Below are 13244 nucleotides of genomic sequence, written 5' to 3' on the forward strand. Positions count from 1 at the left end.
TGGCATTGCGGGTATGGGAGATGAGCCGTGCGGCGATGCCTTCAGGTCAGTCGGTCGCGGGAATCTCCGTCGGCAGGCCGGGCATTCCGTACGCCAGCCGGACGACCTGATCCGCCGTCAAAGTGCCTTGGAACGCCCAGACATCGGAGAGAACCCCGGGCCAGTACTGTCCCCAGGACGTTCCGCTCCTGAGCCTGCCGATTTGCAGAGGCTGGGCGGCCTTGAACGAGATCACGTTCTCGGACCACGAGATCCTGTCGATGCAGGCGCTGTCGTCGCCTTCGCCATTGCCGTCGGCGTCGACACAGGCCGACTCTTCCAGTTCGCCGTTCACGTAGAGCTGCAACCGCTTGGCGAATCCGTCGTAGACGAGCGCGAGATGGGTCCAGTCGGCCGCGCTGTAGAACTGGCCGTTCTCGACATCGGCGGACCCGGCGTCCGAGGTGTCCTGATCCGGGACGGAGATCCGCCAGCGCCCCGGATCCGTATCGGGTGTCGCGCTGGGCAGATACCGGACCGCGAAGGCGCTCTGCTGTGTCCCCGGCATGCTCAGCAGCGTCACGCCGGACTGCGGTACCGCCGCGGCCTGTGCCCACGCGGTCACGGTGAAGCTGGTGCTCGTGTCCACCGGGGCCGCCGCGCTGGCGGCGTAGTCGTTGACACCGTCGAGGACCAGGCCTCCGTCCACCCAGCCGGACCCGATCTGCGTGCCACCGCCCAGCGTCAGGTCGTTCCCCTCGCCGGAGTCGTCCGGTGATGTTGTCGCTCCGGGCTGGTCGAACTTCCAGCGGGCCTTGACGAGCGGACGTTGCTGGAACAGCTGCCGTACTTCGTCATCGGCCACCGGACGGTCGAAGAAGCGGATGTCGTCGATGGTGCCGGGGAAGTGCTGTATCAAATCACCCCCATCGATGGTCAGCGCGCCAACCTGGACACGACCGCCCGCGTACCAGGCGGCGGACTGGGCGACACTGGCTGACTTCACGCCGTTGACGTACAGGGTCAGCGTATTGGCGGTCGCGTCGTGCACACCCACGAGATGGACCCACTCCCCCACTCGTGCGGAGGTCCCTTCGGGCTGAACGGCGCGGACTTGCGTCGCACCCGGGACGTCGCCCGAGTACTGGGTGAATCCCCAGCGGTTGAAGGTCTTGGAGTAGTACAGCTCGAAGCCCGGCCGGTTCTGCCCCAGTTGGGCGACGACCGTCGCTCCCTCTCCCGGAATGCGATCGAGCTTGGCCCACGCGGAGACCGTGAACGGACGCTGCGTGTCGACGTGCGGAGCCGCCGTGTGCGCGTAGTCCCCGGCACCGTCCAGTTTCAGTGCCTTGCCGGCCACACCTGGTGCTCCGAGCCGCGCGTCACCGGCGAGACCGAGCGGTTGGGTGTCGGCGCGCCCGGTCACTTCCACGGCACCGGCGGGTTCATCGAGGGGAAAGACCGTACGGGCGGTCCGGCCGGTGCCGATCGACTCGTGACGCAGCAGACGCCCCACCTCGGTGGCGCTGACCGGCTTGTCGAATATCCGTACCTCGTCGATCTCGCCGGGCAGGAAGGAGCCGGGACTTCCGCTGTAGGACCCGGCGCCGATCTGCAGCCCGCGCCGTGCGTCCCAAGCCGTTGAGTACGGTGTCGATCCCACCAGCGAGCCGTCGACGTAGAGGTGCAGGTCCTGGGTACTCCCGCTGTAGACACCCACCAGATGCGTCCAGCGGCCGGCCACCACACCGCCCGGCTGTGGAGCCATGGCACGTGCGACGGGGGCGCCCGGCGTGTCCGAGGTGTACTGGTTGAACACCCAACGGCCGTAGGAGTGCGAGTAGTAGAGCTCGAAGCCCGGTGAATGGTTGCCCGGCTGGGCCGCGACGATCGCCGCGTGATCGGGCACGTCGGACAACTTCACCCAGGCCGAGACGGAGAAGCCGATCTCGGTGTTCACCGTGGGGATGTCCGTGACGGCGTAGTCGTCCACCCCGTCGAAGGACACGGCGCTCCCCTTCACCCCGGGCACACCGGTGACCGCGCCACCTCGCAGCTCGGCCACGCGCGCGCCGGAGGAGCCTTGCGCCGCTGTCGCTCCCGCGTTCTCGTCGAGTTGCCAGGCACCGCGCTCCGGTTGGCCCGCCTTGACCCGGTACTGATAGGTGCGGATCTCGCTACCATTGCCCGCGGCGTCGAATGCCTGAGCGGTGACGAAGTTGAGTCCGGGCTCCGCCGGCAGCACCTGAACGCTCTTCGCCGCACCGCCCGACGTGGTCAGAGTGTTCTTCGAACTCGGGTCGCCGTTGACGCCGTACCAGTACTTCGTCACATCGGAGTCGGCCGCCTTCAGAGAGAACGTGCCGTACTTGCCCACCCCATCGAACCACGGGTCATCGGCATTCTCGGGGTCGGACGCCGGATATTCGCCGGACGACACGGTGGGGGCCTTCGGCACGCTCGTGTCGTAGACGAAGTAGCAACCCGTGGGATCGTCCCCCGCGTACGACCAGGGCGAGTACTGAGCGCCGTCATAAGTCCGCGCGTACCAGTTGACCTGCTTGTTGGTCGGCACCGTGGCGGGCAGCGTGATCGAGAAACTCGAACCCGACTTCTTCGCGGTGGTCAGTGACGGGCTCCAGCGGGCGATCAGCCCCTTGCCGTCGCCGGAATCCCATTTGGCCTGGAACTGCACCCGAACGCTGTCACCGTCCGGGTCCGTCACCTTGTTCGCGTAGATCTTTCCCAGCGTGCGTACGCGCGCGACCGTCGCAGGCTTCTTGCAGGTGCCCCCGTACTCCATCGCCAACTGCGACATCTTGATCTGGGGAGGCGGGCGGTTGTACTCGACCCGAAGGAACGCCTTCTCCGAGAAACGCTTCCACGCCAGGCGATCGTCTTCACTGGCGGCCCGTAGCCCGAAGGTCATGGTCGACCACTTCTTGTCCGCGGCTTCCTGCACCGCGGACCTGATGCTGAACTCCGCGTCCTTGGCCGCGCACCCCTCGTATCCGTAGGCGAAGGACTTCGCGCTCAACTCCTTGATCCAGAAACCGGAGGCGTTTTGCGAGTTCCACGTGGTCGACGCAGAGATGTCCTTGGTGCGCCACAGCTCCACGCTGCGGTCCGTGCAGGACGCCGACCATGTGTTGCGCACCACGAACTCGGCGCTGAGAACGGACTTTCCAGCGAACTTGGAGACGGGGATGCGGTAAAAGAGCCGCTTGGTGTCGTGCGGCGCGCAGTAGTCCCAACCGCAGTACCCCAAGCCCTCGTCGGACTTGCCGTTGAACTTCCACTGCGGTGACGAAGCCCAGTACTTGGAGGCCATGGTCCAGGCCGAGGCCTTGGGCGAGTACCACTGCGGATCGATGAAGACCGGATACACCGTGTCCTCACCCGTGAGGACATCGGCGTCGGGCCTGAGCAACAACTCCTCGCCATTGGCGGTGACTTCAACACCGACGGGCACGAGCTTCCCCGACTCGCCGGGGCCGGGCTCCCCCTCGCCGGTGGCGTCCGATTCGTCGGCCGCACGCGTGCGGGGGGCCACCGTCTCGCCGGCACCGGCGCTCGGGCTGGAGTCCCACATAACAGGTGTCGCGGCCTCGAAGACGGTTCCCGCGGCGCCGACATCCACGGCTTCCAGGCCGCCGGAAGCAGTCGTTCGTACGTGCATGCCCTCGGTCGCGAGAGACAACCTCAGCTCCGCGAGTGCCTCGGTCTGCGCCGCCTCGGCCGATTTGACCACCAGCAGTTGAGTGAAGCCGTCCTCCTGCGCACCGAGGCGCAGATCCACGTCAGGCAGGATCTCCCGGTAGGTGGCCGTCGCACCGTCCATCTCCGGTACGGGCACTTCTCCCAGGGGCCAGGACAGCGCCAGTGCCCGGCCCGCCCGCTCCATCCGTACCAGCGGGCCGTCGCCCCCGCCGGAGAAGGCCAGACCGACCGTCGTCGCCCCAGGCCGGACCGTGCCGTCGTCGGAGGACCGAGCCAGAGCGGTGTCGACGGGCTTCCATTCGCCGCCCACGCGGGTCCAGACCGGGCGCAGATACTCCCGGGCCTCAAGGCTCCCCTCCGGGGTCGCGAATGTCTCGCTGCTCTCACCGCGCAGGGACAGGACCTCGACGTCTTCGCCGGACCGCTCGGCCCTGGCGAACGCGTCCGCCTCCGAGAGTGCGGGTGCCCCGGCGTCCGCGTTCTCCGGCGTGGCGATCGCCCGGCCGGGCTGAACGGACGACGCGGACGCCACCGCGGGGAGCCACCCCAGAACCATTCCGCAGCTCAACGCGACAGCCAGCACCCCTCGCAAGCTGCGCACACGGACAGGCCAGGCCCCCCGGACACGACCACACACCCCACCCACAAAAATGAAGATCAGCTGAATGAATTGTGGAGAAGGTATCCATCAGGCAAAGGTTCGGTCCAGGCCCCCATAACGACACAAAGTAAGGCGTTGATCACCATCCGGCGTGTGGGCCGCATCACATCTGGATGCGGCACGCGGAAAAGAAAAGCAGGCCCCGCACCAACTTCGGTGCGGGGCCCGCTTCTTGGTTGCTCGTGTCGGAGCTACCAGGTCGGACGGTCAGCCGTCGGAACAGCGGGCCGCCGGATCGGCAATTACTTGCTGATCTTGGTGACCTGGCCGGCGCCCACGGTCCGGCCACCCTCGCGGATGGCGAACTTCAGGCCCTCCTCCATGGCGACCGGCTGGATCAGCGAGACCGTCATGAGGGTGTTGTCGCCCGGCATGACCATCTCGGTGCCCTCGGGGAGGGTCACGACGCCGGTCACGTCAGTCGTACGGAAGTAGAACTGCGGGCGGTAGTTGTTGAAGAAGGGGGTGTGACGGCCACCCTCGTCCTTCGACAGGATGTAGGCCTGGGCCTCGAACTCGGTGTGCGGCGTGACCGAACCGGGCTTGATGATGACCTGGCCGCGCTCGACATCCTCGCGCTTGATGCCACGGAGGAGCAGACCGACGTTCTCACCGGCCTGGCCCTCGTCGAGCAGCTTGCGGAACATCTCGATGCCGGTGACCGTGGTGGTGGTCTTCTCGGTCTTGATACCGACGATGTCGACGGTCTCGTTGACCTTGAGCACACCACGCTCGATACGGCCGGTGACGACCGTGCCACGGCCGGTGATCGTGAAGACGTCCTCGATGGGCATGAGGAACGGCTTCTCGACGTCACGCTCGGGCTGCGGGATCGACTCGTCGACGGCCTTCATCAGGTCGAGGACGGTCTGGCCCCACTCCTTGTCGCCTTCGAGCGCCTTGAGCGCCGAGACCTTGACGACCGGCAGGTCGTCGCCCGGGAACTCGTACTCGGAGAGGAGCTCACGGACCTCGAGCTCGACGAGCTCAAGGATCTCCTCGTCGTCCACCATGTCGGCCTTGTTCAGCGCGACAACGATGTACGGCACGCCGACCTGGCGGGCCAGGAGCACGTGCTCCTTGGTCTGCGGCATCGGGCCGTCGGTCGCGGCGACGACGAGGATGGCGCCGTCCATCTGCGCCGCACCCGTGATCATGTTCTTGATGTAGTCCGCGTGACCGGGGCAGTCGACGTGCGCGTAGTGACGCGACTCCGTCTGGTACTCGACGTGCGCGATGGAGATGGTGATACCGCGCTGGCGCTCCTCGGGAGCCTTGTCGATCTGGTCGAAGGCCGAGGCCTCGTTCAGGTCCGGGTACGCGTCATGCAGCACCTTGGTAATGGCGGCCGTGAGGGTCGTCTTACCGTGGTCGATGTGACCGATGGTGCCGATGTTGACGTGCGGCTTAGTCCGCTCGAACTTCGCCTTCGCCACTGGGGTCCTCCTGGAGTGGTTCTGTACGCCTTACTCATCGGCGCCAGGTGATCTTTGCTGGGATGCCGGGGCCCGGGGCACCGGACACTCGCACGGTCTCCCGTACGCGTTGTCCGGCGGCCCCAGGGCTTGCCGGTGACAAGCCTAAAGCGTGCTCGGGACGAGCTACTCGCCCTTGGCCTTCGCGATGATCTCCTCGGCGACGTTCCGGGGAACCTCGGCGTAGGAGTCGAACTGCATCGAGTAGCTTGCGCGACCCGACGTCTTGCTGCGGAGGTCTCCGACGTAGCCGAACATCTCCGAGAGGGGCACGAGGCCCTTCACGACGCGAGCGCCGCTGCGCTCCTCCATGGCCTGGATCTGGCCACGGCGGGAGTTGAGGTCGCCGATGACATCGCCCATGTAGTCCTCGGGCGTGGTGACCTCGACGGCCATCATCGGTTCGAGAAGCACGGGAGACGCCCGGCGGGCGCCGTCCTTGAACGCCTGCGAACCGGCGATCTTGAAGGCGAGTTCGGAGGAGTCGACCTCGTGGTAGCCACCGTCGAGAAGGGTGACGCGCACGCCCACCATCTCGTAGCCGGCGAGGATGCCGAACTGCATGGCCTCCTGCGCGCCCGCGTCCACCGAGGGGATGTACTCACGGGGGATACGGCCACCGGTCACCTTGTTCACGAACTCGTAGGTCGCGTCGCCGCCCTCGATGGGCTCAAGCGCGATCTGCACCTTCGCGAACTGGCCGGTACCACCGGTCTGCTTCTTGTGCGTGTAGTCGATACGCTCGACGGCCTTGCGGATCGTCTCACGGTAAGCGACCTGCGGCTTACCGACATTCGCCTCCACGCGGAACTCGCGCTTCATGCGGTCGACAAGCACTTCGAGGTGAAGCTCGCCCATACCACCGATGATGGTCTGGCCGGTCTCCTCGTCCGAGTGAACCTGGAAGGAGGGGTCCTCCTCCGCGAGGCGCTGGATGGCGACACCCAGACGCTCCTGGTCACCCTTGGACTTGGGCTCGATCGCGACCTGGATCACCGGCGCCGGGAAGTCCATGGACTCCAGGATCACCGGGTTCTTGTCGTCGCTCAGCGTCTCACCGGTGGTGGTCTGCTTCAGGCCCATGACGGCGACGATGTCACCGGCGCCCACCGACTCGATCTCCTCACGCTTGTTCGCGTGCATACGGTAGATCTTGCCGATGCGCTCCTTCTTGCCCTTCACGGAGTTCAGCACCGCGGTGCCGGCCGTCAGGCGACCGGAGTAGATCCGGACGAAGGTGAGCTTGCCCAGGTGCGGGTCGCTCGCGATCTTGAAGGCGAGCCCGGCGAAGGGCTCGTCGTCGGACGGCTTGCGCTTGATGACCCGCTCCGGGTCCTTGACGTCGTGGCCTTCGATGGCGTCGACGTCCAGGGGGGAGGGCAGGTAGCGCACAACCGCGTCGAGCAGGGGCTGAACGCCCTTGTTCTTGAACGCGGTACCGCAGAACACGGGCGTGACGGTGACGGAGTCGGCCGCGCCCTTGGAAGCGAGGGTGATACGGCGGATCGCCGCGTGCAGCTGCTCCTCGGTGGGCTCCTGGCCCTCCAGGTACAGCTCCATCATCTCGTCGTCGTTCTCGGACACGGCTTCGAGGAGCTTGCCGCGCCATTCCTCGGCGGCCTCGGTGTGCGTGTCCGGGATGTCGACGACGTCGTACATCTCGCCCTTGGTGGCCTCGGCGGACCAGACGAAGGCCTTCATCGACACGAGGTCGACGACGCCCTTGAAGTCGGCCTCGGCACCGATCGGAAGCTGCATGACCAGCGGAACCGCGCCGAGGCGGTCCACGATCATGTCGACGCAGCGGTGGAACTCCGCGCCGGTCCGGTCGAGCTTGTTGACGAAGCAGATACGCGGCACGCCGTAGCGGTCCGCCTGACGCCATACGGTCTCGGACTGCGGCTCGACGCCGGCCACTCCGTCGAAGACGGTGACAGCGCCGTCGAGGACGCGGAGCGAACGCTCCACCTCGACGGTGAAGTCGACGTGACCGGGGGTGTCGATGATGTTGATCGTGTGATCGACATCGTCGAGCGGCCAGTGACAGGTCGTCGCGGCAGACGTGATCGTGATGCCGCGCTCCTGCTCCTGCTCCATCCAGTCCATCGTGGCAGCGCCGTCGTGGACTTCACCGATCTTGTAGCTCACACCGGTGTAGAACAGGATCCGCTCGGTGGTGGTCGTCTTGCCCGCGTCGATGTGGGCCATGATCCCGATGTTGCGGACCTTGGCCAGGTCAAGCGAAGTGGTGGCCATGAGGCTCAATCTTCTCTCGGTCTCGATGTGGGCGCTGACTACCAGCGGTAGTGCGCGAAGGCCTTGTTGGACTCGGCCATCTTGTGCGTGTCCTCACGCTTCTTGACCGAAGCGCCGAGGCCGTTGGAGGCGTCGAGCAGTTCGTTCATGAGGCGCTCGGTCATGGTCTTCTCGCGACGGGCGCGGGAGTAACCGACCAGCCAGCGCAGCGCGAGGGTGGAGGCGCGACCGGGCTTGACCTCGATCGGCACCTGGTAGGTGGCGCCGCCGACGCGGCGGGACTTGACCTCGAGCGAGGGCTTGACGTTCTCAAGCGCGCGCTTCAGCGTGATGACCGGGTCGTTGCCGGTCTTCTCGCGGAGGCCTTCCATGGCGCCGTAGACGATCCGCTCGGCGGTGGAACGCTTGCCGTTGAGCAGAAGCTTGTTGATCAGCGACGTGACAAGAGGAGAACCGTAGACCGGGTCGATGATGACCGGGCGCTTCGGGGCAGGGCCCTTACGAGGCATTGTTTACTTCTCCTTCTTGGCGCCGTAGCGGCTGCGGGCCTGCTTGCGGTTCTTGACTCCCTGGGTGTCCAGGGAACCGCGGATGATCTTGTAGCGAACACCCGGCAGGTCCTTCACACGGCCACCACGCACGAGCACGATGGAGTGCTCCTGCAGGTTGTGTCCCTCACCCGGAATGTATGCCGTGACCTCGATACCGGAGGTCAGCCGCACACGCGCGACCTTCCGCAGGGCGGAGTTGGGCTTCTTCGGGGTGGTCGTGAACACACGCGTGCAGACGCCGCGGCGCTGAGGGGAACCCTCAAGGGCAGGCGTCTTGTTCTTCTCGACCTTGTCCTGCCGGCCCTTCCGGACCAGCTGCTGGATCGTAGGCACTACTTCTCCGGTTTCTGTGTGCCGTCAGTAAAACTAACCTGGAACACTCGCCGACCCACGCGGTCGGGTGTGTCGGATACTGCAAGATCCCGCTGGAGGCGAGGAAAGCGCAGATCGCGGTGGCCTTTGTCCGGACTCGCCATGCGGTTGAGGACACGCACAGGAGCCCAGGCACACCCCAGGCACAAGGTCTGAGCGTACCTACCTCATCGACTCCGGTCAAAAAAGATGCGCCGCACCTGGTTTCGATCGCCTCACACACCGCCGATGGGCGGCCACCCCACCGGGGTGACCGCCCATCGGACCGCACTCACTCCTACTGGTTGTACGGACCGTAGTCGTAGTCCTCCAGCGGAACGGCCTGGCCGGAGCCCGTGCCGAACGGGGAGTAGTCGATGTCGTCGTAGCCGACGGCCGAGTACATCGCGGCCTTGGCCTCCTCGGTCGGCTCCACCCGGATGTTGCGGTAGCGGGAGAGACCCGTACCGGCCGGGATGAGCTTTCCGATGATGACGTTCTCCTTGAGGCCGATCAGGGAGTCCGACTTGGCGTTGATCGCCGCGTCGGTCAGGACCCTGGTCGTCTCCTGGAAGGACGCCGCCGACAGCCACGACTCCGTGGCCAGCGAGGCCTTGGTGATACCCATCAGCTGCGGACGGCCGGAGGCCGGGTGGCCGCCTTCCGTGACCACGCGACGGTTCTCGGTCTCGAACTTCGAGCGCTCGACGAGCTCGCCCGGCAGCAGTTCCGCGTCACCGGACTCGATGATCGTCACACGGCGCAGCATCTGCCGGATGATGATCTCGATGTGCTTGTCGTGGATCGACACACCCTGCGAGTTGTAGACCTTCTGGACCTCGCCGACCAGGTGGACCTGGACCGCGCGCTGACCGAGGATCCGCAGCACGTCGTGCGGGTTGGTGGCACCGACGGTGAGCTTCTGGCCCACCTCGACGCGGTCACCGTCACCGACGAGCAGCCGGGCGCGCTTGGAGATCGGGAACGGCGTCTCCTCGCTTCCGTCGTCCGGGGTGACGACGAGCTTCTTCGTCTTCTCGGTCTCCTCGATGCGGACGGAGCCCGCGGCTTCGGAGATCGGCGCGACACCCTTGGGCGTACGGGCCTCGAAGAGCTCGACGACACGCGGCAGACCCTGCGTGATGTCGTCGCCCGCCACACCACCGGTGTGGAAGGTACGCATCGTCAGCTGGGTGCCGGGCTCACCGATGGACTGGGCGGCGATGATGCCGACCGCCTCACCGATGTCGACCAGCTTGCCGGTGGCCAGCGAACGGCCGTAGCAGAAGGCACAGGTGCCCACCGCGGACTCACAGGTCAGGACCGAGCGGGTCTTGACCTCCTCCACGCCGGCCGCCACGACCGCGTCGATCAGGACATCGCCCAGGTCGACGTTGGCCGGTGCGATGACCTTGCCGTCCACGACGACGTCCTCGGCGAGCATCCGCGCGTACACGGACGTCTCGACGTCCTCCGCCTTGCGCAGGACACCGTCCTCGCCGCGCTCCGCGATCCGCAGCTTGAGGCCGCGGTCGGTGCCGCAGTCCTCCTCGCGGATGATGACGTCCTGCGAGACGTCCACCAGACGACGGGTCAGGTAACCCGAGTCGGCGGTACGCAGGGCGGTGTCGGCCAGACCCTTACGGGCACCGTGGGTGGAGATGAAGTACTCCAGCACGGACAGGCCTTCACGGAAGGACGCCTTGATGGGACGGGGAATCGTCTCATTCTTGGCGTTGGACACCAGACCACGCATACCGGCGATCTGACGCATCTGCATCATGTTTCCACGAGCACCCGAATTCACCATCATGAAGATGGGGTTGGTCTTCGGGAAGTTCGCGTTCATCGCCTCGGCGACCTCGTTGGTCGCCTTGGTCCAGATCGCGATGAGCTCCTGGGTGCGCTCGTCCTTGGTGATCAGACCGCGCTCGTACTGCTTCTGGACCTTCTCGTCCTGGGTCTCGTAACCCTGGACGATCGCCTTCTTCGCCTCGGGTACGACGACATCGGAGATGGCGACGGTGACACCGGAGCGGGTCGCCCAGAAGAAGCCGGCCGCCTTCAGGTTGTCGAGCGTCGCCGCCACGATGACCTTGGGGTAGCGCTCGGCGAGGTCGTTGACGATCTCGGAGAGCTGCTTCTTGCCCACCGAGTAGTCGACGAACGGGTAGTCCTCGGGCAGCAGCTCGTTGAAGAGCGCGCGGCCCAGGGTCGTACGCAGCCGGAACGGGTCGCCCTGCTGCCACTCGGTGTTCGTCTCGCCGTCCTCGCCGACCGGCGGGGTCCAGCCGCGCGGCGGGATGGTGCCCACCGGGAAGCGGATGTCGATCTTCGCCTGGAGCGAGAGCTCACGGTTGTCGAACGCCATCGTGGCCTCGGCACTGGAGCCGAAGGACCGGCCCTCGCCGATGACTTCGCGCTCCTCCTCGTCCGTGGTGAGGAAGAAGAGGCCGAGCACCATGTCCTGGGTGGGCATGGTGACGGGACGGCCGTCGGCCGGCTTGAGGATGTTGTTCGAGGACAGCATCAGGATGCGGGCCTCGGCCTGCGCCTCCGCGGAGAGCGGCAGGTGGACGGCCATCTGGTCACCGTCGAAGTCCGCGTTGAACGCGGTGCAGACGAGCGGGTGGATCTGGATGGCCTTGCCCTCGACCAGCTGGGGCTCGAAGGCCTGGATGCCGAGGCGGTGCAGGGTCGGGGCACGGTTCAGCAGCACCGGGTGTTCGGCGATGACCTCTTCGAGGACGTCGTACACGACGGTGCGGCCACGCTCGACCATGCGCTTGGCCGACTTGATGTTCTGCGCGTGGTTCAGGTCCACCAGGCGCTTCATCACGAACGGCTTGAAGAGCTCCAGCGCCATGGCCTTCGGCAGACCGCACTGGTGCAGCTTGAGCTGCGGTCCGACGACGATCACGGAACGGGCCGAGTAGTCGACCCGCTTGCCGAGCAGGTTCTGGCGGAATCGGCCCTGCTTGCCCTTCAGCATGTCGCTGAGGGACTTCAGGGGCCGGTTGCCGGGACCGGTGACCGGGCGACCGCGGCGGCCGTTGTCGAACAGCGCGTCGACGGCCTCCTGCAGCATCCGCTTCTCGTTGTTCACGATGATCTCGGGGGCACCGAGGTCAAGGAGACGCTTGAGGCGGTTGTTGCGGTTGATCACACGGCGGTACAGGTCGTTCAGGTCGGAGGTCGCGAAGCGGCCACCGTCCAGCTGCACCATCGGACGCAGGTCCGGCGGGATCACCGGCACGCAGTCCAGCACCATGCCCTTGGGGCTGTTGCTGGTCTGGAGGAACGCGGAGACGACCTTGAGGCGCTTGAGCGCACGGGTCTTCTTCTGTCCCTTGCCGGTACGGATGATCTCGCGGAGCCGCTCGGCCTCTTCGTTCAGGTCGAAGGACTCCAGGCGCTTCTGCAGAGCGGCGGCGCCCATGGAACCGTCGAAGTACGTGCCGAAGCGGTCACGCAGCTCGCGGTAGAGCAGCTCGTCGCCCTCCAGGTCCTGGACCTTGAGGTTCTTGAAACGGCTCCACACCTCGTCGAGCCGGTCGATCTCGCGCTGCGCGCGGTCGCGCAGCTGCTTCATCTCACGCTCGGCGCCTTCGCGCACCTTGCGGCGCACGTCGGCCTTGGCGCCCTCGGCCTCCAGCTCGGCCAGGTCGGTCTCAAGCTTCTTGGCGCGGGCCTCAAGGTCGGAGTCGCGGCGGTTCTCGACCTGCTGGCGCTCGACGGAGACATGCGCCTCCAGCGAGGGCAGGTCGCGCGTACGGCGCTCCTCGTCCACGAACGTGATCATGTACGCGGCGAAGTAGATGACCTTCTCAAGGTCCTTCGGCGCGAGGTCGAGCAGGTACCCCAGCCGGGACGGAACTCCCTTGAAGTACCAGATGTGGGTGACGGGCGCGGCAAGCTCGATGTGGCCCATCCGCTCACGGCGCACCTTGGCGCGCGTGACTTCGACGCCACAGCGCTCACAGATGATGCCCTTGAAGCGGACACGCTTGTACTTGCCGCAGTAGCACTCCCAGTCCCGGGTCGGACCGAAGATCTTCTCGCAGAAGAGTCCGTCCTTCTCGGGCTTGAGCGTGCGGTAGTTGATGGTCTCCGGCTTCTTCACTTCGCCGTGGGACCAGGTCCGGATGTCGTCCGCGGTGGCGAGGCCGATCCGCAGCTCGTCGAAGAAGTTGACGTCGAGCACTTGTCGTCAATCCCTCTTTCGGGGTCGAGTCTCAATCAATGGTCTGA

General features: G+C 66.1%; 6 protein-coding genes. All 6 read right to left on the reverse strand.

Annotated features, from left to right (window positions below; genetic code table 11):
* Nucleotides 1-46 precede the first annotated feature (46 nt).
* Nucleotides 47-4255: a LamG domain-containing protein gene (locus OIE74_RS14985; protein ID WP_443076352.1), complete on the reverse strand. Its 4209-nt coding sequence runs from the start codon at nt 4253-4255 to the stop codon at nt 47-49.
* A gap of 347 nt (nt 4256-4602) precedes the next feature.
* Nucleotides 4603-5796 carry an elongation factor Tu gene (gene tuf, locus OIE74_RS14990; RefSeq protein WP_023539362.1) on the reverse strand — a complete coding sequence of 398 codons (1194 nt, stop codon included), beginning with the start codon at nt 5794-5796 and terminating at the stop codon, nt 4603-4605.
* A 165-nt stretch (nt 5797-5961) separates the two neighbouring features.
* Nucleotides 5962-8091, reverse strand: a complete 2130-nt coding sequence (gene fusA / locus OIE74_RS14995) for an elongation factor G (protein WP_329383155.1) — start codon at nt 8089-8091, stop codon at nt 5962-5964.
* A 38-nt stretch (nt 8092-8129) separates the two neighbouring features.
* Nucleotides 8130-8600 (reverse strand): 30S ribosomal protein S7, encoded by a 471-nt coding sequence (gene rpsG, locus OIE74_RS15000; RefSeq protein WP_023539364.1) that lies wholly within the window; start codon nt 8598-8600, stop codon nt 8130-8132.
* A gap of 3 nt (nt 8601-8603) precedes the next feature.
* Nucleotides 8604-8975 carry a 30S ribosomal protein S12 gene (gene rpsL, locus OIE74_RS15005; protein WP_003948652.1) on the reverse strand — a complete coding sequence of 124 codons (372 nt, stop codon included), beginning with the start codon at nt 8973-8975 and terminating at the stop codon, nt 8604-8606.
* Between the two features lie 316 nt (nt 8976-9291).
* Complete coding sequence (locus tag OIE74_RS15010; protein ID WP_329383158.1) at nt 9292-13197, reverse strand: DNA-directed RNA polymerase subunit beta'; 3906 nt, start codon at nt 13195-13197, stop codon at nt 9292-9294.
* Between the last annotated feature and the right edge of the window lie 47 nt (nt 13198-13244).

It is taken from the genome of Streptomyces sp. NBC_01716, from assembly GCF_036248275.1.
In the GTDB taxonomy this organism is placed as follows: Bacteria; Actinomycetota; Actinomycetes; order Streptomycetales; family Streptomycetaceae; genus Streptomyces.